The sequence below is a fragment of the Roseomonas alba genome (assembly GCF_019430885.1).
GTDB lineage: Bacteria > Pseudomonadota > Alphaproteobacteria > Acetobacterales > Acetobacteraceae > Neoroseomonas > Neoroseomonas alba.
Genome location: NZ_JAHYBZ010000010.1, coordinates 206607 through 227780, shown reverse-complemented (window position 1 = coordinate 227780; position 21174 = coordinate 206607). Strand labels below are relative to the sequence as shown.

Below are 21174 nucleotides of genomic sequence, written 5' to 3'. Positions count from 1 at the left end.
TGCGGTGACGCCGGCGGTGCCCGCGCCCTTCGCCCCCGCCATCCGCCCGGCCCCGGCCCCGGCCCCGGCCCAGGCGCCGGCGCCGGCGCCGGCGGCTGTGGCGCCCGTTCCTCCGCCGGCCCCCGCCACGCGCATCCTGAACGTCGCGAGCCTGACCATCTCCCGCCTCTATGTCGCGCCGGCCGACCAGGGCATCGGGCGGGAGGACTGGCTGGGCCAGGCGCAGATCACCGCCGGCAATGCCGTGCAGATCCGCCCGCCCCAGGGGCAGGGTTGCGTGTTCAACATCCGCGCTGTCTATGTTGGGGGCAGGACCGAGGACCGTCCGGGAGTCGATTTGTGCGCCGCGCCGGAGTTGCGTTTCGAAGGTGGCAAGGCCACGGGCGGGGCATCCTCGCGCTGACGCTGTTCGCTGCGCCGGCCCTGGCGCAGCAGCAGCCGCAGCCACGGCCCTTCGTGCTGCTCAATCTGGGGCCTGGGACCATCGTGGCGGTCGAGCTGTCGGCCGCCGGGCAGGGTCAGTACAGCGCCTCCCTCATCGGCCGGGTCGAACTGCCGCCGGGCAACGCCCTGCACATCACGCCGCCCTCGCATTCCGCCTGCGTGAATGACCTGCGCATCCGCTGGGCCGACGGCCGCAGCCAGGAGCTCGGGCGCGAGGATCTCTGCCAGCCGCAGCGCGTCTTGCGGCTCACATCGCCATCACCCTGAGGGACAGAACACCACCATGAGCCAGCCCTGGACCGATCGCGCCGGCACGCGCTTCACCACCGAGAAGCGCCCCGCCACGGGCACCAGGGGCATGGTGGTGACGAACCATCCGCTGGCCTCCGCGGCCGGCGCCGAGATGCTGGCGGCCGGCGGCAACGCCGTGGATGCGGCGATCGCCTCGCTGTTCACGCTGACGGTGGTCGAGCCGATGATGGTCGGGCTGCTCGGCGGCGGCACGGCGCATCTGCGCCTGGCGGACGGCACCCACACCATCATCGACGGCATGGCGACCTGCGCCGCCGCCGCGACGCCCGACATGTTCACCCCGGCGCAGCCCGGCAATCCGCGCAACCTGGAAGCGGTTGGGCGGCTGAACGCGGTGGGCGGGCTGTCGGTGGCGACGCCGGGCAACCTCAAGGCCTGGTGCGAGATGCTGGCGCGCTTCGGGTCCTTCCCGCTCGCCGATGTCATGGCGCCCGCGATCCGGCATGCGGAACGCGGCTACCGCGCCACGCCGTACCTGGCCGAATGCGCCAAGGAAGCCGCGCCCGACATGGCGAAGGACCCGGCCATTGCGGCGATCTACGTGCCGGACGGTGCGCCGCTGAAGCCCGGCCATCGCGTGGTGCAGTCCGACTACGCCGAGACGCTGAAGACCATCGCGAAAGAAGGCGTCGCCGCGCTGGACGGCGCGCTGGGCCAGGTGATCGGGGACGGCATCGCGCGCGCCGGCGGTCTCGTCACCGCCGAGGACATCCGCGCCTATCGCACCATCGAGCGCGCGCCGCTGCGCGGCCCCTATCGCGATGTGGAGATCGTGCTGCCGCCGCCGCCCGCGTCCTCGGGTGTGCATGTGTTGCAGATGCTGAACATCCTGTCCGGCTACGACCTGCGCGCCATGGGCTTCGGCACTGCCGACACCGCGCATCTGCTCGCCGAATGCCTGAAGATCGCCTTCGCCGACCGCGCCGCGGCCTCCGGCGACCCGGCCTTCGTGAAGGTGCCGGTCGAGAAGCTGACCTCCGCCGCCTATGCCGACGAACGCCGCGCGCTGATCGACATGGGTCGCGCTCAGGCCTGGGGCGCCGGCGTCGCCCCCGAAAGCCCCAACACCACGCATCTGACCGTGGCCGACGGGGAAGGGCGCATCTGCTGCTTCACCCAGACGATCAACTCGACCTTCGGGGCGCGCTTCATCGTCCACGGCACGGGCCTGATCCCGAACAACTACCTGGCGACCTTCGACCCGCGCCCCGGCAACGCCCTGTCCATCGTGCCCGGCAAGCGCGTGACGACCTCCATGTCGCCGATGATCGTGCTGCGCGGCGGCAAGCCGGCCTATGCGCTCGGCATGCCCGGGGGTCTGCGCATCTTCGGGTCGGTCATGCAGGGCATGCTGAACCTGGTCGACCACGGCATGTCGCTGCAGGAAGCCGTGGAAGCCCCGCGCCTGTGGACCCAGGGCGAGGCGTTGGAACTGGAACCTGCCTTCGGCGAGGCGGTGCGCGCCGAGCTCACCGCGCGCGGGCACGAGATCGACCGCATGCCCCATGTCGGCGGCGGCATGTGCGCCATCCGCTTCCATGACGACGGCGTGCTGGAGGGTGCGGCCTGCTGGCGCGCGGACGGGACGGCGGTCGGTGTCGGCGGCGGGCTGGCGCGGGAAGGCGTGCGGTTCTGGCCGGACGCGGCAGGGCAGCGGTGAGGGCGGTGCCTCTTCTTCGACTGTAGGACCGAGAGGGGCTCAGCCCCTCTCGGGCTCACCTCGCCAAAGGCCACAGGGCCTTTGGAAACCTTGATCGGGTGCCGGGTACGACTGTCGGGCTGAGCGTCGGAAGGCGCATTCGGGCGCGAGATGTCCTAGGACGGGCGCTGTGCCCGGCGCCAAGAGCTGACGCTCCAAGGTCCCGGTGGTCACCGGATAGAGCGCCCGGGATCCACAGTTCGGACGCCGGCTCTCGAAGGTCGGGCAGCGAGAGAGCGCGCTTCGTGCATGACGCGAGGGCACCGTACGCATTCCGGCATCGCGAAGCGGCTGTTTTGCCAGGCGCCAGGTATCGGTTTCCAAAGGCCCTGTGGCCTTTGGTGGGGTGAGGTCCGGAGAGGGGCAAAGCCCCTCTCCGCTGCTGTCCCCGCCGTGCCGGCTACAGCGTCGCCACCAGCCGCAGCCCGATCACCACGGCATCCGGCAGGGAGCTGTCCGGGCTACGCTGCTCGTTCGGCTCGCCGGCCGCGGGGTTGAAGTAGAACTGCACCAGCGGGCGGATCGACAGCCGGTCCTTGATCGCCGCGAAGTCGTAGTTGATTTCGAGCACCGTCTCCGCGCTGCGGATCGGCCAGACCGTGCCGTACTCGTTCACGTCGCGGTCGTAGCTGCGCGACTGGTTGCCGATCCGCGCCCAGGACACGCCGACGGAGAAGGTGTCGTCGCTGCGGCCAAAGGGCCCGCGCCAGGCCAGCCCGCCATCGAGTTGCAGGGCGACCGCGTTGCGGTCGTCGGGCTGGGTGAAGACGCGGCCGAACACGGACAGCCATCCTTCGTCGCCGCGCCACAGCGTCACCTCGCCGACGCCGTAGCCGCCGTAGTTGTTGCGGAAGCGCTGCGGGACGCCATTGCTCGCCGGGTCGGCAAGGGACAGGCCGGTCTCGTCGAACAGTACCGAGTCGGTGCCGCCGTTGTAGAACCAGCCGCCGAGCTTCAGCACCCAGCTCCGCGGGGCGTCGTCGCCTCCCGGCGCCTCGCCGCCGGTTACGGCTTCGGCGATGTAGAAGATGCCGTCCGCGGTGCTGAAGGTGGTGCCGTAGCGGTTGTGCATCTGCGGGTTGGTGTCGACGCCGTATTTGCCGCCGGGATTGCCGGAGAACAGCGCGGCGCGGATGCCGGTGCCGCCATCGGGATCGCCGAGGGCGATCCGCGCGCCGAGCGTCGGCAGCGGATAGGCCGGGCCGCCGCCGGGCAGCGTGTTCGCGAGCGAGACGGGCCAGCCGAAGGTGCCGTTGACCAGGTTGCCGGCGCTGAAGGCGGTGATGAACTCGGCATCGGCGGCGAGCTGGCCGGCGCGGATCGATCCCCACTCGCCGAAGCTGCGCTGGACCCACAGCTCGTTCAGACGGACGGTGGACACCGCTTCGATATTGCTGACGGCGGCGAGGCTGCCGACACGGGTCGGCGTCGGCTGCCGGCCGTAGATGCCATAGACGCTCATCGTGGCGGACCAGCCCTCGAGGCCCATCAGCCGTTCGAGGTCGGCTTCGAGGCCCAGGTTCAGCAGGCCGATCGCGGCGGGGCCGGAGCGGATGCCGCCGCGCAGGTTCTGCACTGCATCGAGCGTGCCGACGGCCGAGAAACAGAGGCCGTCGGCGAGGGCGTGGCCACCGTCGCAGGCCTGCTGGTCCTCCTCGTCGGCGGCCGCGGGCAGGGCGGCGCTGGCGAGCATCAGGATCAGTACGGCAAGGTAGGGGCGCGGCGTCGGCATGGGCCGTCCATCTCCGATCGAATTGCTAATGCCTCGCATTCTGACCGTATATTATACCGCGTCACATGAAGGATCGGTTAGGCGGCACGGGGCAGCGCGACCCGCACCCGCAGCCCCGGTGCAGCGTCACCCAAGGTGATCTCCATGCCATGCAGTTCCGCCACGGCGCGCACCAGCGCGAGGCCGAGTCCGCTCCCCGGCGTGGAGCGCGAGGCGTCGAGGCGGTGGAAGCGGCGGAACACCTTCTCGCGTTCGGCTTCGGGGATGCCCGGGCCGTCATCGGACACGACCACCTCATCCGACGTGATGGCGAGGCCGATGCGGCCGCCGCTCCGACCGTGGCGCACGGCATTTTCCACCAGATTCGCGAGCATCTGCGTCAGCAGCGCCGGGTCGCCGGTGAGCATCACGCCCGGCGCGATGGCGGTGGCCAGCGTCTGGCCGCGCTCCTCGGCGGCGGGGGCATAGACTTCGGCCACCGACTCGGCGATGGCCGACAGGTCCACCGGCGCGAAGCCGGCGCGCTGCGTGCCCGATTCGACCTGCGCGATGCGCAGCAGCGCGGCGAAGATCTCGAGCAGCCGGTCGGCCTCGGCCTGGGCCGCGGCGATGGTGGCTGGATCGGGCGCCCGTGCGGCCTCGTCCAGGCGTTGGCGCAGGCGTGTCAGCGGGGTGCGCAGGTCGTGCGCGATATCGTCCGTCACTTCGCGCAGCGCCGACATCAGCGTCTGCAACCGGTCCAGCGTGGCATTGATGCGCGCCGCCAGCCGGTCGAATTCATCGCCGCCCCGACCGACGACGAGGCGATGGTCGAGATCTCCGCCCTGCACCGAAGCGAGCGACGCTTCCATCGCCGCCGCACGGCGGGCGACCGATCGGCCCAGCAGCAGCCCGCCGGCCAGGCCCAGCAGCAGCACGGCGCCCCCGACCCAGACGGCGCTTGCCAGCAGGCGCTGTTCCAGCGCGCGCGCCGCGGAGAGGTCGCGCCCCACCACCAGCGCGCCGCCGCCGGGCAGGGGCTGGGCGTACATCAGCACGGGTGTCTCGCCACCATCCGGCAGGCGGATCGCCCCTTCGCGCCAGCCGCGCTCGCTCGACACGCCGGAGAGATTGCCCGCCAGCCTCTGCCCATCCGGCGCGGCGAGCAGGTAGTATTCCTGCCCGTTGCGATCGGCGGCGAGCCGCGCCTCGATGGATAGCGCCACGCCGCGGGCGCCGGACAGGGCGCCCGATTGCAGCAGCACGCCCATGCCGCGCTCGATTTCCTGCGCCGCCTGGCGCATCGCGAAGCCGGCCGTCACCCACCAGGCCACGCCGCCCACCAGCGCCGTGCCCGCCAGCGTCAGCACCAGATGCAGCAGCGTGACGCGGAAGGCCGTGGTGCGGGCGAAGGCCCAGCGCGGATTGCGTTCAGCCATCGGCGCGGATGACGTAGCCGGCGCCGCGCACCGTGTGCAGCAGGTCCCGCGCGAAGCCCTTGTCGATCTTGCCGCGTAGGCGGCTGATATGGGTCTCCACCACGCTGGTCTTGGGGTCGAAGTGGAAGTCCCACACGCCTTCCAGCAGCATGGTGCGCGTGACCACCTGGCCCTCGCGGCGCATGAGGTATTCGAGGAGGCGGAACTCCCGCGGCTGCAGGTCGATCCGCTTGCCCGACCGGGTCACCGCGCGGCGGATCAGGTCCATTTCCAGATCCGCGACGCGCAGCACGGTGATTTCCTGCTTCATCGGCGGGCGGCGCGCCAGCGCATTGATGCGCGCGAGCAGTTCCGCGAAGGCGAAGGGCTTGGCCAGGTAGTCGTCGCCGCCGGCTTCCAGCCCTTCGACGCGATCGCCGACGCCGGTGCGCGCGGTCAGGAAGATCACCGGCGTCGCAATGCCCGCCGCCCGCACCGCGCGCACCAGCGATAAGCCGTCGAGCTTGGGCAGCATGCGGTCCACCACCATCACGTCATGGCCCCCGCCGGTCGCGAGGAACAGCCCGTCCTGGCCGTCCGTCGCGCGGTCCACCACGTGGCCGGCTTCCTCCAGCCCCCGCGCGACATAGGCCGCGGTCTCCGCATCATCCTCGACGACCAGGATCCTCACGGTGCCTCCCCGAACATCCGGCATGGCCAGCGCTCCATCCGTCCCGGACGGACAGGTAGGGCGTTGGCGGCCGCCGCAGTGAAGCGACCAGCATACGGATCGGTAAGGGGTGCGACAGGGGGCGGGGAAGGGCCAGGGCGCTTTCTGTGCGGGACGCCGAGCCAGAGCGGCCCGGTCCTGGATCCTCAGAGGGAGACACAGATGCCTCGCTTCAACCTCCGCCGCCCCGCGATCGCCGCCGGCATCCTGGCGCTGGCGCTCGGCACCACGGCGCTGACCGCCATCCCGGGCACCGCGCAGCAGGCCCCGGCGCCGGTGGCCGGCGTGGCCCTTCCCCGCCCGGCCGGCCCGGACTTCGCCGATGTCGCCGCCCGCGTCGGCCCCTCCGTGGTCCGCGTGCTGACCGTGGAGCGCGTTGCCCAGGTGCAGCAGCAGCAGCAGCAGATCCCGCCGCAGCTCCGCGGCACGCCGATGGAGGAGATGTTCCGCCGCTTCGGCCAGGGCCAGATGCAGCAGCAGCAGCCCCAGCAGCGCCGTGCCGGCCAGGGCTCGGGCTTCATCGTGGATGCTGCCGGCTACATCGTGACCAATGCGCATGTGGTGGGCGACAACAACGAGGTCCAGGTGGTGCTCGCCGACGGTCGTGAGCTGGCGGCCCGCGTGCTCGGCCGTGACACGGCGACCGACGTCGCCCTGATCAAGGTCGATGCCGGCGCCCCGCTGCCCGCGCTGAACTTCGGCGACAGCGACACCACCCGCGTCGGTGAGTGGGTGATGGCCATGGGCAACCCCTTCGGTCTCGGCGGCACCGTCACGGCGGGCATCGTCTCGGCGCGCGGCCGGCAGATCGGCCAGGGCCCCTATGACGACTTCATCCAGACGGATGCGTCCATCAACCCGGGCAACTCGGGCGGGCCGCTGTTCAACGCGGCGGGTGACGTGGTCGGCATGAACACCGCCATCTTCTCTCCCTCCGGCGGCAACATCGGCATCGGCTTCGCAGTGCCGTCCAAGATGGTGCAGCACATCGTCGCGCAGCTTCGCGACCATGGGTCGGTGCAGCGCGGCTGGCTCGGCGTGAGCCTGCAGCCGATGGACCCCGAGTTGGCGACCGCGATGCGCGCCACCGACGCCAAGGGTGCCCTGGTCTCGGCAGTGGAGCCGGACAGCCCCGCGGCCAAGGCCGGCCTGCAGCCGGGCGATGTGATCACCGCGATCAACGGCACCCGCGTGCAGACCCCGCGTGACCTCGCCGCCGGCGTGGCCGACGTGGCCCCGGGCCAGAGCGCGACGCTCGCCGTGCTGCGCGATGGCAACGCGATGGAGCGCCGCGTGGAGGTCGGGGCCAACCCGGCTAACCAGCAGGCCGCCGGCAAGCCGGATGCGGCGGGTCAGCCGCAGCTCGGCATCGCCCTGGCCCCGCGCCAGGACGGCGGCGTCGCCATCGCCCGGGTGGAACCCGGCTCGGTGGCCGAGGAGCGCGGTCTGCGCCCGGGTGACGTGGTGATCCGCGCCGGTGAGCGCGAGGCGGCCAAGCCGCAGGACGTGGTCGACGCGGTGCGCGCCGCCCGCGAGGCGGGCCGTCCGTCCATCGCGTTCCAGGTCGAGCGCGACGGGGCGCGGCGCTTCATCGCCCTGCCGCTGCGCGCGGCCTGACGGTTCGGCGGTCCGGGGACCTCTTCTTCCCCTCGGTTCCCAGGCTGCCGCTCGGGGCTGAGCCGCCCTTCCACTATCCCCCGGGGCGGGCTCTGCTCCACTGGCGCACGTCGGTCGGATGACCGGCGTGCGCTTTTTTTTTCCGGAACCGAAGACGTCGACCTGCAGGAAGTCGACGCGAGCCGCGGTGCCGGTCTTTCCGGACAGCCTTTCAAGGAAGGTCGTTGCGGCAACGGATGCACCGGTCGGGCGTGCCTCGGGCCGGGTGGCCGCACGTGAAACCGAGGCCCTGACAACGAGGCAGCCGCACGGCTGGCCGTTACGGAAGCGGGGCTCTGCCCGGCACCGCGCCGGGGACCGTCCGCGGTCCCCGGACCCCGCGTGGACCTTTGATTCAACCCAGCGGACGCGCCAGGAAGCGTGTGCCGATGACCGGGGTGTCGTAGTAGGGGGCGATGTCCTGGAAGCCCATGCGGGCATAGAGGGATTGCGCCTGGGCCATGCTGGGGAGGGTGTCGAGGCAGATCTCGCGATAGCCCAGGCGGGCCGCCTCGGCGCAGATGGCCTCAGCCATGGCGCGGCCCAGACCGAGGCCACGGCCGGCGGGCGCGACGTAGAGGCGCTTCATCTCGCAGCGCCCGGCCTGCGCCATGGGCCGCAACGCGACGCAGGCCAGGGCTTCGCCCGCATCGCCTTCCGCGATCAACAGCGCGCCCGTGGGCGGCACATACTTGCCCGGTAGGGCCGCGAGTTCCGCCGCAAAATCCTGATAACCAAGATCGACTGGCAGCGACGCCGCATACTCTTGGAACAACCGCGCCACCTGCGCGATCTGTTCTGGCGTCGAGGCCTGTCCGATGCGGGTCATGCCCCGATTATGCGGGCTGCTGCGCGCTGCCCGCAATGTGCGGGCATTGACAGCGGCGCCCGGCGCCAAGTGACGGTTTCCAAAGGCCCTGTGGCCTTTGGCGGGGAGAGGTCCGGAGAGGGGCGGCGCCCCTCTCCGGTCGCGTTCATCAGATGTGGATCGGCTTCGTCCACGCCGCCAGCGCCGCTTCCTTCACCGCCTCGTTCAGCGACGGATGCGCGTGGCTCACCCGCCCGATGTCCTCCGCGCTCGCGCCGAATTCGATCGCGATCGCCATTTCCGCGATCAGCGTGCCGGCGTCCGGCCCGATGATGTGCGCGCCAAGCACCTTGTCCGTCTTCTTGTCGGCCAGCACCTTCACGAAGCCGTCAGTCGAGCCCATCGCGCGGGCGCGGCCATTGGCGGTGAAGGGGAACTTGCCGACCTTGTATTCGACGCCGGCGGCCTTGAGGGTTTCCTCGGTCGCGCCGACCGAGGCGACTTCCGGCCATGTGTAGACCACGCCCGGAATGGCGTCGTAGTTCACATGCGGCTTCTGGCCAACCAGCATCTCGGCGAGGGCGTAGCCTTCATCCTCGGCCTTGTGGGCGAGCATCGCGCCGGCGATGCAGTCGCCGATGGCGTAGATGCCGGGCACGTTGGTCGCGAAATGGGCGTCGGTCTTGACGCGGCCGCGTTCGTCCAGCGCCACGCCCACCGTGTCGAGGCCCAGGCCCGCGACATAGGGGCGGCGGCCGATGGCCAGCAGCACGATGTCGGCCTTGATCTCCTCGGCGTCGCCACCGGCGGCGGGTTCGACCTTCAGCGTCACGCCATTGGCGTCGGCGACAGCGCTGGTGACCTTGGACTTCAGGCGGAACTTCACGCCCTGCTTCGTCAGGATGCGCTCGAACTGCTTGCGCACCTCGCCATCGTTGCCGGGCAGGATGCCGTCGAGGAATTCGATGACGGTGACCTCGGCACCCAGGCGCCGCCAGACGGAACCGAGTTCCAGCCCGATCACGCCGCCGCCGATGACCACCAGCGACTTCGGCACGGCATCCAGCTCGAGCGCGCCGGTCGAGGTGACGATGCGCTTCTCATCCACCTCGACGCCCTTGAGCGGGGTGGATTCCGAACCCGTCGCGATGACGATGTTCTTGGTGTCGTAGGTCGTGCCGGCGACCTCTACCTTGCCGGGGGCGGTGATCTTCCCCTCGCCCTTCAGCCAGGTGATCTTGTTCTTCTTGAAGAGGAACTCGACGCCCGAGACGTTGGCCTTCACCACATCCGCCTTGCGCGCCTGCATCTTCGCGAGGTCGAGGCCGATCTGGCCGACCACGATGCCCTGTTCGGCGAAATGGTGGCCGGCTTCCTCGAAGGCCTCGGAGGAATGCAGCAGCGCCTTGGACGGGATGCATCCGATGTTGAGGCAGGTGCCGCCCAGCGTCTCCCGCTTCTCGACGCAGGCGACCTTCAGGCCGAGCTGTGCCGCGCGGATCGCGCAGACATAGCCGCCAGGGCCGGCGCCGATCACGATGACGTCGAAGGATTCAGCCATATGACAAAATTCCTGCTTGAGTCGGAGGCGCGCGGAAACTGCGCTGCCTGAAGCTGTGGATCAAGACGTAATGGCGGCCCTGGGCGCCAACAACCGGCTACCTCTGCATAGGCGACGGGCGCTCTGCGCCGCTTTGCGGCAGGTCAGACAGAGGACTTGGGCTGGCGCGCCGCTTGCCCCTATCCTGCCGGGCATTGGCAGGCGCCCACAGATGCGCCGCCGTGAGGAAAAAGGAACGTCCGCATGCCCGTCCGGGACAACACCCGCTTTCTGCCCACGCGCCGCCTGCTGCTGGCGGCGGGGGCGGCCAGCCTTGCCGTGCCGGGGCTGGCCCGCGCACAGGGGCGCTTTCCCGACCGCCCCATCCAGCTCGTCGTGCCATGGCCCGCGGGCGGCTCGGCCGACGCGCAGCTGCGCTCCATCGCCGATCTCGTCAGCGCGAAGGCCGGCCAGCCCTTCATCATCCAGAACCGCCCCGGGGCGGGCGGGACGCTGGGGCCCATGCAGGTCGCGCAACAGTCAAGGCCGGACGGCTACACCCTGACCCAGATGCACCTGTCGGTGCTCCGCCGGCCCTGGATGATGCGCACCCCGCAATGGGACCCGGTGGGCGACTTCACCCACATCATCGGCATGACCGGCTGGCTGTTCGGCTGTGCGGTCAAGGCGGACAGCCGCTTCCAGACCTGGCAGGAAATGATCGCCTACGCGCGGGCCAATCCGGGCAAGCTCAACTACACCACCTCGGGCATCGGCACGACCAACCACCTGGCCATGGAGACGATCCAGGAAAAGGAGGGCGTCCAGCTCACCCACGTCCCGTTCCGCGGGTCCAACGAGGCGGTGACGGCCGTGCTCGGCGGCCAGGTGGACATGGTCTGCGACAGCTCCACCTGGGCGCCTTTCGTCGAGAACAATCAGATGCGCGCGCTGTCCGTCTGGACCGCGGAACGCGTCCAGCGCTTCCCGAATGTCCCGACGCTCAAGGAGCTCGGATACGATCTGGTCGTGACATCGCCTTACGGCGTCAGCGGCCCGAAGGGCATGGATGAAGGCGTGGTCCGCACACTGCACGACATGATGAAGGAAGCGCTGATGTCGCCGCAGAACGCCGAGATCCGTTCGCGCTTCGACATGCCGCTCGTCTACCAGGACACGCAGACCTACCGCGCCTTCATCGCGGAGCGCGTGGAATACGAGAAGGCGATGGTCCGCCGCCTTGGCCTGACGCTGGACGGCTGAGGGGGGCGCATCGATGCTTCGTCGCACGCTGATCGCGGCAACGGCGCTGCCGCTGCTCGCCCGTCCGTCACTGGGCCAGGGGCGGTACCCGAACCGTCCCGTGAAGTTCATGATCCCCTGGGCGCCGGGCGGCACACTGGACGGCTTCATGCGGCTGCAGGCCGAGATCTTCCAGCAGGAATTCGGCCAGCCGCTGATCATCGAGAACCGCCCCGGCGCGCGCGGCACGCTGGCGGCGATCCAACTCGTCACCCAGACGCGTCCTGATGGCTACACCATCGCGCACCATCACCTGTCGGTGATCCGCCATCCCTTCCTGACGCGGCGGCAGACCTGGGACCCGGTGAACGACTTCACCTACATCATGCAGCAATCCGGCTTCGTCTTCGGCCATGTGGTGCGGCCGGATTCCGGCTGGAACACGCTGGCCGAGATGTGGGCCGCCGCACGTGCCCGGCCCGGGCAGCTCTCCTACGCGACCTCCGGCATCGCGACCTCCAACCACCTGGCGCAGGAGGAATTGTGCGAGAAGGAAGGTGTGACGATGATCCACGTCCCCTTCCGCGGCACCAGCGAGAACATCACCGCCCTGCTGGCGAAGAGCGTGGACCTGATTGCCAATTCCAACGCCTGGCAGCCCAATGTGGAATCAGGGCAGTTGAAGCTGCTCGCGGTCTGGACGCGGCAGCGGCTGAGCGCCTTCCCCGACGTGCCTACGCTGAACGACCTCGGCTACAACATGGTCGTCACCTCACCCTATGGCATTGCCGGGCCGAAGGGCATGGACCCCGAGATCACCGAATTCCTGCATCAGGCCTTCAAGCGCATGCAGTTCAGCGACCAGATCCAGGCCTATATGCGCCGCAATGACATGCCGGACGAATATCTCGGACCGGCCGACTACACGGCCTTCGCGCGCGACCGGGCGGTGTATGAGGAACGGATGGTGCGGCGGCTGAACCTGAATATCGACTGATACCCGCCGCCGCTTTTTCCGAGCCGTGAGACCGGGAGGGGCAGAGCCCCTTCCGGAACCACCTCACCCCGCGAAGGCTGCCTGGGCCTGCGGCAGGTCCCAGATCTTGCCGATCGCCGCGACGCCGGCAGCGGTGATCGCGGCCTCATCCGCATGGATGTACCGCCCGCCTTCGATCAGCAGCCGGCCATCCACCAGTACCAGATCCAGATTCGCCCGGTTCGCCAGCCAGACCAGGGCGCGCCGCGGTTCGTACAGCGGTTGCAGGTGCGGGTGCCCGACATCGATCGCGGTGATGTCCGCCCGCGCGCCGGGACGGATCACGCCGAGGTCGTCTCGTCCGATCGCCGCCGCCGCGTCACGCGTCACGGCGTCGATCAGCTCAGGCGCCGAGGCGACCGTCGCCGACCCCGCACTGGTCTTGGAGATGATTGCCGCCGCGTTCATCTCCCCCAGCAGGTCGAGGTTGTAGCCGTCCGTCCCGATCACCGTGCGCAGCCCGTGCGCGCGGAAATGCGCGTAGCTTGCGACGGTGCCGGCGCGGGCGAAGACGCGCGGGCAGTTCAGCACCGTCGTCCTTCGCGCGGCCATCAGTCGGAGGTCGTCATCCGTGCAATCCACGCAATGCGCCGCCAGCAGGTCCGGCCCCAGCACGCCGAGCCAGTCGAGATACTCCGCCGGGGTGCGGTCGTAGCGCGTGCGGATGGTCGCGACCTCGCCGGGACTCTGCGCCAGATGCGTGGTGTTCGGCACGCCGAGCTCCCGCGCGCGCGCGGTTGCCGTGCGGAACAGGTCCGGCCCGACGGTATCCGTGGCATGCGGGCTCATCGCGAGCCGAATGCGCCCGTCATCGCGTCCTTCCCAGGTGTCGTACAGCGCGTTCCAGGCCGCGAGATCTGCCGCGCCATCATCGCCGGCATAGCGCACCACGCCATCCGCGCCGGCCACCGCATCGGCGGTCGAGAACAGGTAGGGCGCTCCGTAGAAGCGCAGCCCCATCTCCTCGGCCGCGGCGAACATCTCGGGCAGGCCGTTGCGGAAGGGTTCCATGACCGTGGCGTTGCCGCCCTTCAGCAACTGCAGCACGCCGAGCCGCGCGACGGCCATGCGTTCCTCGGGCGTGTAGAGCTCCAGACCGCGCCGGCTCAGCGGCATCAGCACGGTGTAGACGATGCTCTTGTTGTTCTTCCGCCCGGCACCGTCCTCGGTGTGGGTGCGGGCGAGCATCTCGCTGAAACAGTGGTTGTGCAGGTTGATCAGACCCGGCAGGAGGAAGCGCCCCGGCCGGTCCAGCACGACATCGGCCTGCGGCCGCGTCGGCGTGACGGCGGCGATGCGCCGGCCTTCGAGCAACACCCAATGGTCGCGCAGCACGGCCTGCGCGCCGTCCTGTTCCGTCAGCGCGAAGCTTCCGAAGATCGCGGTGGTCCCGGGATCGGTCAGCATGCAGTCATCGTCCTTGAGTAGACGCCGTCAGGCATCGAGCGGCGCTGCGCGCTTCTCCACGAATTCGCCGACATAGAGGCGCAGATAGGCCAGGCGCGCGCGCATCGCCTCGGCTGCCATGTCCGGCTCGACGGAGCCGCTGCGCGCGAAGGACAGCGCCCAGATAGAATCCGAGATCGTCACCGAGATCGCGAAGGCTTCCTCCAGCGCGGGGCTCTCCGCCACCGTGAAATGCTGGATCAGCTTGCGGTAGTGGAGGCCGCCGATGCGCCGGTTGGTGGCGAGGTCGGCTGCGCGGATCTCCCACCCGCTTTGCGGGCCGAGGAAGAGCCGCATCGCGACCGGATGCTCATGGTAGAAACGCAGGGCAAGGTCAGCGTGGAAGACGCAGAGATCGCTCCATTGCGTGAGCCGGTCATGGTCGATCCGGTGCGACGCCAGGGCCTCGAAGGCGGTGTGGTAGCGCCGCGCGAGTTCCATCAGCAGCGACTGGCTGGTCGAGAAATAGTGGTAGAGGGATGCAGGTGGGAGCTGCGCCTGCTGTGCGACCTCCTGCAGGCTGAGGTCGGTCACGTCCTGCCGCGCGATCACCTGGTCGGCGGCATCGAGGATCTTCTCGATCCGCAGCCTGCCGCGAGCCTGGCGTTGCGGCGGACCGGGTCTGAGCGGCATGGGGGGGCTGGTCCTCGGAACTGCGTTGCGGGCGATGTGCTGGCGGGTGCAGCCGGGCAAAGCAGCGGGGCGGGAGGCGCCCGATCCGACGATGCCCAAGATTACAGCTTGGGGAGTGATGCGGGCTTTGGTCAAGCTGAAATCCGAATTCATTCGGATTCCATGGCCGTCATGCACACGGATCAGAAGAAATTGGCGCAATTACTCGAAGAAAATTGACTCAGCCTTGCGTGATCGCGCCAGCCTCTGCGATCCTCGGCCATCCGACGGGCGTGATCGCGCCTTCGCCAATCCTGCAAGGAATCCGGCTCGTGCTGCAACTTACCGCAGAGGATCAGGCCAAGGCGTGGCTGGCGCGCCTGGCCGCGGCGCTCGGGGCGCGCGCGACACCGGATGCGCTGGCCCTGTTCCGCCAGGACGGACAGTGGCGCGATCTGCTCTGCTTCACCTGGTCGATCGCCACCTTCGACGGGCCGGCAGAGATCGGGGCAATGCTCGATGCCTGCCTCGCCGATACGGCGCCCGCCGGCATCACCATCGAACCTGGCAGCGGCCGCGAGACGGACGGCACCGTCGAAGCCTGGTTCCGCTTCGAGACCGCGTCGTTGCGCGGCCGCGGTCACGTGCGGCTGGTCGATGGCCTGTGCCGCACGCTTTTCACCGCCGCCGTCGAGATCAAGGGCCATGAGGAGCACACCGGGCGTCGGCGCGAGATGGGCGTCGAGCACGGCGCGTATCGTGGCCGCCAGACCTGGGTGGAACGGCGCGCTGCGCGCGAGGCGGCGCTCGGCACAACGGAGCAGCCCTATTGTCTCATCATCGGCGGCAGCCAGGGCGGGCTGTCGCTGGCGGCGCGGCTGAACCGGCTGGGCGTGCCGACCCTCGTCATCGACAGCCTGAAGCGGCCCGGGGATGCCTGGCGGCGGCGCTACCGCTCGCTGCATCTGCATGACCCGATTTGGGCCTGCCACATGCCCTACATGCCTTTCCCGGACCATTGGCCATTCTACATTGCCAAGGACCGCATGGGCGACTGGCTCGAGGCCTATGCCGATCTGATGGAGATCGCCTTCTGGGGCTCCACCACCGCCAGCAATGCCCGCTTCGACGAGGCGACCGGCACTTGGACCGTGGAGGTCGAGCGCGACGGCACGCCCGTCACGCTGCATCCGAAGCAGCTCGTCATCGCCACCGGCATGTCCGGCGCGCCCGCCATCCCGCGCTTCCCCGGGGCCGAGACCTTTCGCGGCGTGCAGTGCCATTCCAGCGCCTTCGACAGCGGCGCGGCCTATGCGGGGCGCAAGGTGGTCGTCATTGGGTCCAACAACTCGGCGCACGACATCTGTGCTGATCTGTGGGAGCACGGCGCGCAGGTGACGATGGTGCAGCGATCCTCGACCCTGGTCGCGCGGGCCGAGACCCTGTTCCGCTTCATCACCAGCAAGATCTTCTCCGAGGACGCGCTCGCCGCCGGCATCACGACGGAGCAGGCGGATTTCGTGGCTGCGTCTCGCCCGTACTCGATGGTCGCGGAACTGCATCGCCGCCTCTACCCCGAGATCCGGGCGCATGACGCCGCGTTCTATGCACGGCTCGAAAAGGCCGGCTTCATGCTGGATTTCGGCGAAGACGACACCGGCCTGTCGATGAAGTATCTGCGCCGTGCCTCGGGCTATTACATCGATGTCGGCGCTTCCGAACTTGTCGCCAATGGCGAGATCGCGCTGCGCAGCCGCGTGCAGGTGACGCGGCTGCTGCCCGAGGGCGTGGAATTGTCGGATGGCTCCGTGCTGGAGGCCGATCTGATCGTCTATGCCACCGGCTATGACCCGATGGAGACCTGGATCGCGCAGCTTATCTCGCCCGAGGTGGCGGATCGCGTCGGCCATGTCTGGGGGCTCGGTTCCGACACGCGGCGCGATCCTGGCCCCTGGGTCGGTGAACTGCGCGCCATGTGGAAGCCGACGCGCCAGCCAGGGCTGTGGCTGCAAGGGGGCAACCTGCAGCAGGTGCGGTTCTACTCGCGTATCCTCGCGCTGCAGATCAAGGCGCGGATGCTCGGGATCCAGACCCCGGTCTTCGATCCGAAGGGGCTGGCGCACTGATGGATCGGAGAGGGACTCTGCCACTCTCCGTTCGACCTCACTCGTCGTAAGCAACTGCCGTCGTCAGCGCCTCATCCTCGTGCCGCTTCCAGTAGAGGTCGAGGATCCGCCGCGTGATCGGCCCCGGCGTGCCGTCGCCGAGCGCCTTTCCGTTGTACGACGTCACCGGCGTGATCCCGCCCGCGGTGGTCGAGGTGAACATCTCATCCGCCTCGTCGAGTTCCTCGACGCGCACCGGCCGCACCTCGCAGCGCATCTGGAGGTCGGCGGCGATCTCGGTGACGGTGCGACGCGTGATGCCTTCGAACAGGCCGCGGTTCGGCGTCGCCAGGGCACCGTCCTTGACGATGAAGATGTTGTAGCCCGGCCCTTCCGTCACGGTGCCGTCGGCCAGCGGCAGCACGGTGGTGTGCGCATCCTGGTCATAGGCCTCGAAGAGGCTCATCGTCAGGTCGAGCCAGTGGAAGTTCTTGATCCGCTGGTCGAGCGATTCCGGCGGGATGCGCTGCGTCTTGGCGAGGATCAGCTTCAGCCCGTCGCGCCGCTGTTCTTCATTCGCGATCCACAGGAAGGGCGTGACATAGGCATAGAGCCGGTTGCGGCACAGCCGCGGATCCCGCGTCCCCGGCGGCTGCACCCCGCGCGAACACATCACCATGACGAAGGCATCGCGATATCCGGTGCGACGCACGCATTCCATCAGGATGTCGCGCAGTTCTTCGTCGGTGTGCGGCAGGGACATGCGCAGCCCGGCGATGGAGGCACGGAACCGGTCGATATGGTCCTGCATGCGGAAGAAGCGGCCCTTCCACACATGCAGCGCGTCATAGGTGACGTCCGACCGCAGGAAGCCGCGATCGAGGATGGGGATGGAGGCCTCGGCGAGCGGCATGAACCGCCCGTCCATATAAGCCACGCCCTGCGCCGCGGCCATTTCGTCGATCGCGTTCATGCTGCGGTGGTCTCCCGTCCTTCGAAGCCTGCCAGCGCGCCGGCGACGCAGCGCGCGATGGTGTCCATGTTGTAGCCGCCTTCCTGCACCAGCACGGTCGGCAGGTTCAGCGCGGCGAGCCGCGCGCCGATGCGGCGGAAGCCATTGAAGGTGACGGCTAGGCCCGCGGTCGGGTCATCCTCATGCGCATCGACACCGAGTGACACGACCAGCGCCTCCGCCTGGAAGGCCGCGATGCGTGTGCAGGCAGTCTCCAGCGCTGCGAGGAACGCGTCGTCGCTGGTCCGCGCCGGCAGCGGCAGGTTCAGGTTGAAGCCGAGCCCGTTTCCCTCGCCGCGTTCATGCGCATGGCCCGCGAAGTACGGATGATAGTCGATCGGATCGCGATGCAGAGAGACGAACAGCACGTCATCGCGCCGCCAGAACACGCCCTGCGACCCGTTGCCGTGATGCACGTCGACATCGATCAGCGCGACGCGCCCGAAGCTTCGCCGCAGATGCTGCGTGGCGATCGCTGCATTGTTCAGGAAGCAGTTGCCCCCGCCCATGTCGGGGAAGGCGTGATGCCCTGAGGGCCGGCACAGCGCATAGACCGCGCGTTCCCCCTTCAGCAGATGCTCCGCCGCCTCCACCGCGAGGTTCGCCGAATCCCGCGCGACCGCCCAGGTGTGCTCCCCGATCGGCGCCCAGCAATCATGCATATGATAGCCGGCCCGCCCGACGATCGAGGTCGGGTAGCCATGGTCCATGCCACGCACGGGGAAGATATAAGGAAACACGTCCTCCGACGCGCCCTCGATCTTCCGCCACTCCACCCAGGCCTGTTCCAGGAAGTCGAGATATTCCGGCGTATGCACCGCCGCGATCGGCGTCATGCCATGCGGTGCCGCGTTCAGCAGCGTGTGCCCGTCCTGGCGCAACGCGGTGAGGATGTTCTCCGCCCGCGTCGGCAGGTCACGGTTCGCGACGATCCGGCCATGCCGGAAAGTCTGGCTGGGGCGATGCCCTGCGTGATGCGGGGAGAAGAAGGCCTTCATCGGCATGGTCCCAAAGGGCGTCTCGAATTCGAAGGAATTCGATTTTCAGGACGGTGCCAGTATCCCCGTGACGCAGCAAGGGGCGGCTTGATGCCTTTCTGGCCCACCAAGGAACCGGAGGGGCTCTGCCCCTCCGGACCACCCCGCCAAATGATAGATCATTTTGAAAGCCGGACACTCGGCGCCCGGCATGAAAGACCTCCGGCGCCCTTACAGCGCGCTTTGTGCGCAAGTGCAGGTCTCGGCGCCTTTCCTGTCAGCGGCGCCCAGCGCCAAGTGACGGGTTCCAAAGGCCTCGGGCCTATGCGGGCTCCCACTCGCGTTGCGCAGCAACGTGAATGGGTCCCGGTGGTGGGGTGGTTTGGAGGGGAAAGGCCCTCCAATTCTTCTAAGGCCCGCCCGACGAAATTCGTCGTTATTCGATTTCCTGGCCCGCCGGTGCACCGCCATGCGCCTCCGTCACCAGCCAGTCGCGGAACCAGGCAGCGGCGGGGCGTTGCCGGCCAGGCGGCAGCAGCAACCAGTAATGCTCGCCCGTCGCGGCTTCACCGCCCGGCAGGGGCGTCAGGCGCCGCTGCCGGACTTCCTCCGTGACGTAGGAGGGCGGGCAGATCACCGCGCCCAGCCCCTCCAACGCCGCCTGGATGGCGAGCGAGGTGCTCTCGAACAGCAGCGTATGACCGCTCGCACCTTCGCCCTGCGCCTGCAGCCACACCGCCCAATCCCCCGGCCGGATGCGACTGCCCAGCCGCGTCAGATGTGCCGCGCCCGCCCGCCGCAGCGCAGCCGGCGTGGCATAGGGGACGACGGTGATGGGCTGCAGCCGCAAGGCGCCCTTCAGTGGCGGCCCGGCGCTGCTGCGCACGGCGGCGTCCAGCCCCTCGCGCGCGAAATCCACCTCGGGCGCGGTGGAGGTCGCCACCTCGATCTCGACGCCCGGATGAAGGGCGCGGAAATGCGGCAGGCGCGGGATCAGCCAGCGCAGGGCGAAGGTGGTGTAGGCGCGCACCCGCAGCGGCGCCGCCGGCCCGGCCCCGAGTTCCGCCGTCGCCGCCGCGATGCTGTCGAAGGCCTGGCGCAGCGCGGCGGCGTAGCGCGCGCCGGCTTCCGTCGGCACCACGGCATTTGCGCCCCGTCGCAGCAGGGTGACGCCGAGCGCGGCCTCCAGCTCCCGCACGCGCCGGCTGATGGCTGGTTGGGTCACGTTCAGCCGCGCCGCGGCCGCGGCCAGGCTGCCGCCCTCCATCGCCAGCGCGAAGGCGTGCAGGGCTGCGAGCGGCGGCAGGCGATCCATCACTGTAGCCTAACATGATGTTGGGGTAGGACAAAGATTCCAGCCTCGACCGCCGCTGCAGATCGGCACAGACAGGCCGCATCTCGACAATGCCGGCATCCGAAATCCGGCAAGGAGGTCTGTCCATGAACCGCCGCCAAGCCCTGGCGCTCGCTGCCCTGCTGCCCCTGTCGCGCCCCACCTTCGCGCAGGGCACCTTCCCAGACCGCCCGCTGCGCCTGATCATCCCGTTCACCGCCGGAGGCAGCAACGACATCGTTGGCCGCCTGATCGCCGAGGGCATGGCCACCCGCCTCGGCCATCCCGTTGTGGTCGAGAACCGTGGCGGCGCCGGCGGCCTCATCGGCAACGACGTGGTCGCCAAGGCGCCGGCCGATGGCTACACCATGCTGCTCGCCGGAAGCGGCAGCTTCATGATCTCCTCCCTGGTGCAGCCGCGCCTGCCCTATGACCCGGTGAAGGACTTCGCGCCGGTTGGTTTCATCGGCGCCGCGCCGAACGTGATCACGGTGAATCCCTCGGTGCCGGCGCAGACGCTGGCGGATCTCCAGCGCGTCGCGCGCGCCGCCTCCGATCCCCTGCGCTACGGTACGCCTGGCGTCGGCACGACCGGCCACGCGCTGGGCGCGATGATCGGCGTGGTGCTCGGGGTGGAACTCGACCCGGTGCATTACCGCGGCACCGGCCCTGCACTGACCGATGTGCTGGCCGGACGGCTCGACATCCTCACCAACGCCTCGGCACCGCTGCAGCCGCATATCGAATCCGGGCGCCTGCGGGCGCTGGCCATTGCCGGACGCACGCGATCCGCCGCCCTGCCCAACGTGCCGACCAGCGTCGAGCAGGGTTTCCCCGAACTCGATTCCGCCACCTGGTACGCCATCCTCGCCACCGCCGGCACGCCGGCAGACCGCATCGCCATCCTGCATCGTGCCCTGAACGCGACGTTGGCGGACCCCGAGGTGAAGCGCCGCCTCACGGAGAACGGCGTGGACGAGATCGCGCCGAGCGCCCGCCCCGAGGACCTCGCCGCCCTGCTGGCCGAGGATCGTGCCCGCTGGCGTCGCGTGGTCGAACGCGCCCAGCTCCGCGTGGAATGACAGGACCCATT

The 21174-nt window shown here is 69.4% G+C and carries 17 protein-coding genes and 1 pseudogene; 8 read left to right on the top strand and 10 right to left on the bottom strand.

Translation table 11 applies throughout. The annotated features are described in order from the left end of the window. The 3 genes and pseudogenes from KPL78_RS25700 to ggt all read left to right on the top strand — a co-directional run. A pseudogene (locus KPL78_RS25700) lies at nt 1-403 on the top strand (hypothetical protein); the annotation flags it as partial. A gap of 53 nt (nt 404-456) precedes the next feature. Beyond that, nucleotides 457-711: a hypothetical protein gene (locus KPL78_RS25695; RefSeq protein ID WP_219765831.1), complete on the top strand. Its 255-nt coding sequence runs from the start codon at nt 457-459 to the stop codon at nt 709-711. Between the two features lie 16 nt (nt 712-727). Further along, entirely contained in the window at nt 728-2416 is a 1689-nt protein-coding gene (gene ggt, locus KPL78_RS25690; protein ID WP_255569437.1) for a gamma-glutamyltransferase, read from the top strand. 439 nt (nt 2417-2855) lie between these two features. Here ggt and KPL78_RS25685 read toward each other — a convergent pair whose 3' ends face one another. The 3 genes from KPL78_RS25685 to KPL78_RS25675 all read right to left on the bottom strand — a co-directional run bounded on the left by KPL78_RS25685 (nt 2856) and on the right by KPL78_RS25675 (nt 6275). Beyond that, complete coding sequence (locus KPL78_RS25685; protein WP_219765829.1) at nt 2856-4187, bottom strand: carbohydrate porin; 1332 nt, start codon at nt 4185-4187, stop codon at nt 2856-2858. Nucleotides 4188-4264: 77 nt separating this feature from the next. After that, nucleotides 4265-5605 carry a sensor histidine kinase gene (locus KPL78_RS25680; RefSeq protein ID WP_219765828.1) on the bottom strand — a complete coding sequence of 447 codons (1341 nt, stop codon included), beginning with the start codon at nt 5603-5605 and terminating at the stop codon, nt 4265-4267. After that, nucleotides 5598-6275, bottom strand: a complete 678-nt coding sequence (locus KPL78_RS25675) for a winged helix-turn-helix domain-containing protein (protein ID WP_219765827.1) — start codon at nt 6273-6275, stop codon at nt 5598-5600. Before KPL78_RS25675 ends, KPL78_RS25680 begins: the two co-directional genes overlap by 8 nt. 201 nt (nt 6276-6476) lie before the next feature. Here KPL78_RS25675 and KPL78_RS25670 point away from each other — a divergent pair, with 201 nt between their 5' ends. Then, nucleotides 6477-7931, top strand: coding sequence for a Do family serine endopeptidase (locus tag KPL78_RS25670; protein WP_219765826.1), 1455 nt, complete (start codon nt 6477-6479; stop codon nt 7929-7931). 394 nt (nt 7932-8325) lie between these two features. On the opposite strand, the gene KPL78_RS25665 is transcribed toward KPL78_RS25670, so the two are convergent. Both KPL78_RS25665 and lpdA read right to left on the bottom strand, forming a co-directional pair. Further along, on the bottom strand, nt 8326-8799 hold the full coding sequence (locus KPL78_RS25665; RefSeq protein WP_219765824.1) for a GNAT family N-acetyltransferase: 474 nt from the start codon (nt 8797-8799) through the stop codon (nt 8326-8328). Nucleotides 8800-8947: 148 nt separating this feature from the next. Further along, entirely contained in the window at nt 8948-10339 is a 1392-nt protein-coding gene (gene lpdA / locus KPL78_RS25660; RefSeq protein WP_219765823.1) for a dihydrolipoyl dehydrogenase, read from the bottom strand. Nucleotides 10340-10582: 243 nt separating this feature from the next. Here lpdA and KPL78_RS25655 point away from each other — a divergent pair, with 243 nt between their 5' ends. Both KPL78_RS25655 and KPL78_RS25650 read left to right on the top strand, forming a co-directional pair. Then, on the top strand, nt 10583-11581 hold the full coding sequence (locus KPL78_RS25655) for a tripartite tricarboxylate transporter substrate binding protein (protein ID WP_219765822.1): 999 nt from the start codon (nt 10583-10585) through the stop codon (nt 11579-11581). Between the two features lie 13 nt (nt 11582-11594). Next, nucleotides 11595-12557 carry a tripartite tricarboxylate transporter substrate binding protein gene (locus KPL78_RS25650; protein WP_219765821.1) on the top strand — a complete coding sequence of 321 codons (963 nt, stop codon included), beginning with the start codon at nt 11595-11597 and terminating at the stop codon, nt 12555-12557. A gap of 63 nt (nt 12558-12620) precedes the next feature. Here KPL78_RS25650 and KPL78_RS25645 read toward each other — a convergent pair whose 3' ends face one another. Together KPL78_RS25645 and KPL78_RS25640 are read right to left on the bottom strand one after the other, a co-directional pair. Further along, nucleotides 12621-14003 carry an amidohydrolase family protein gene (locus tag KPL78_RS25645; protein WP_255569434.1) on the bottom strand — a complete coding sequence of 461 codons (1383 nt, stop codon included), beginning with the start codon at nt 14001-14003 and terminating at the stop codon, nt 12621-12623. Nucleotides 14004-14030: 27 nt separating this feature from the next. After that, complete coding sequence (locus KPL78_RS25640; protein ID WP_219765820.1) at nt 14031-14675, bottom strand: TetR/AcrR family transcriptional regulator; 645 nt, start codon at nt 14673-14675, stop codon at nt 14031-14033. A gap of 311 nt (nt 14676-14986) precedes the next feature. On the opposite strand from KPL78_RS25640, the gene KPL78_RS25635 reads away from it, so the two are divergent. Further along, nucleotides 14987-16780, top strand: coding sequence for a flavin-containing monooxygenase (locus KPL78_RS25635; protein ID WP_369412857.1), 1794 nt, complete (start codon nt 14987-14989; stop codon nt 16778-16780). A gap of 37 nt (nt 16781-16817) precedes the next feature. Here KPL78_RS25635 and KPL78_RS25630 read toward each other — a convergent pair whose 3' ends face one another. From KPL78_RS25630 to KPL78_RS25620, 3 genes are all read right to left on the bottom strand, one after another. Beyond that, on the bottom strand, nt 16818-17732 hold the full coding sequence (locus KPL78_RS25630) for an aminotransferase class IV (RefSeq protein WP_219765819.1): 915 nt from the start codon (nt 17730-17732) through the stop codon (nt 16818-16820). Continuing rightward, nucleotides 17729-18769: a histone deacetylase family protein gene (locus KPL78_RS25625; RefSeq protein WP_219765817.1), complete on the bottom strand. Its 1041-nt coding sequence runs from the start codon at nt 18767-18769 to the stop codon at nt 17729-17731. Before KPL78_RS25625 ends, KPL78_RS25630 begins: the two co-directional genes overlap by 4 nt. 415 nt (nt 18770-19184) lie before the next feature. Beyond that, nucleotides 19185-20063 (bottom strand): LysR substrate-binding domain-containing protein, encoded by an 879-nt coding sequence (locus tag KPL78_RS25620; RefSeq protein WP_219765816.1) that lies wholly within the window; start codon nt 20061-20063, stop codon nt 19185-19187. A 125-nt stretch (nt 20064-20188) separates the two neighbouring features. Between KPL78_RS25620 and KPL78_RS25615 the strand changes: the two genes are divergently transcribed. After that, the gene (locus tag KPL78_RS25615) at nt 20189-21163 is read left to right on the top strand and encodes a Bug family tripartite tricarboxylate transporter substrate binding protein (RefSeq protein ID WP_219765814.1); all 975 of its coding nucleotides are present in this window, start codon (nt 20189-20191) and stop codon (nt 21161-21163) included. Nucleotides 21164-21174: the final 11 nt, after the last annotated feature.

Excerpts from the sequence above, each read along its gene's own strand:
- ggt (WP_255569437.1), top strand. The coding sequence starts at position 728 with ATGAGCCAGCCCTGGACCGATCGCGCCGGCACGCGCTTCACCACCGAG.
- KPL78_RS25685 (WP_219765829.1), bottom strand. The coding sequence starts at position 4,187 with ATGCCGACGCCGCGCCCCTACCTTGCCGTACTGATCCTGATGCTCGCC.
- KPL78_RS25680 (WP_219765828.1), bottom strand. The coding sequence starts at position 5,605 with ATGGCTGAACGCAATCCGCGCTGGGCCTTCGCCCGCACCACGGCCTTC.
- KPL78_RS25670 (WP_219765826.1), top strand. The coding sequence starts at position 6,477 with ATGCCTCGCTTCAACCTCCGCCGCCCCGCGATCGCCGCCGGCATCCTG.
- KPL78_RS25665 (WP_219765824.1), bottom strand. The coding sequence starts at position 8,799 with ATGACCCGCATCGGACAGGCCTCGACGCCAGAACAGATCGCGCAGGTG.
- lpdA (WP_219765823.1), bottom strand. The coding sequence starts at position 10,339 with ATGGCTGAATCCTTCGACGTCATCGTGATCGGCGCCGGCCCTGGCGGC.
- KPL78_RS25655 (WP_219765822.1), top strand. The coding sequence starts at position 10,583 with ATGCCCGTCCGGGACAACACCCGCTTTCTGCCCACGCGCCGCCTGCTG.
- KPL78_RS25650 (WP_219765821.1), top strand. The coding sequence starts at position 11,595 with ATGCTTCGTCGCACGCTGATCGCGGCAACGGCGCTGCCGCTGCTCGCC.
- KPL78_RS25645 (WP_255569434.1), bottom strand. The coding sequence starts at position 14,003 with ATGCTGACCGATCCCGGGACCACCGCGATCTTCGGAAGCTTCGCGCTG.
- KPL78_RS25640 (WP_219765820.1), bottom strand. The coding sequence starts at position 14,675 with ATGCCGCTCAGACCCGGTCCGCCGCAACGCCAGGCTCGCGGCAGGCTG.
- KPL78_RS25630 (WP_219765819.1), bottom strand. The coding sequence starts at position 17,732 with ATGAACGCGATCGACGAAATGGCCGCGGCGCAGGGCGTGGCTTATATG.
- KPL78_RS25625 (WP_219765817.1), bottom strand. The coding sequence starts at position 18,769 with ATGAAGGCCTTCTTCTCCCCGCATCACGCAGGGCATCGCCCCAGCCAG.
- KPL78_RS25620 (WP_219765816.1), bottom strand. The coding sequence starts at position 20,063 with ATGGATCGCCTGCCGCCGCTCGCAGCCCTGCACGCCTTCGCGCTGGCG.
- KPL78_RS25615 (WP_219765814.1), top strand. The coding sequence starts at position 20,189 with ATGAACCGCCGCCAAGCCCTGGCGCTCGCTGCCCTGCTGCCCCTGTCG.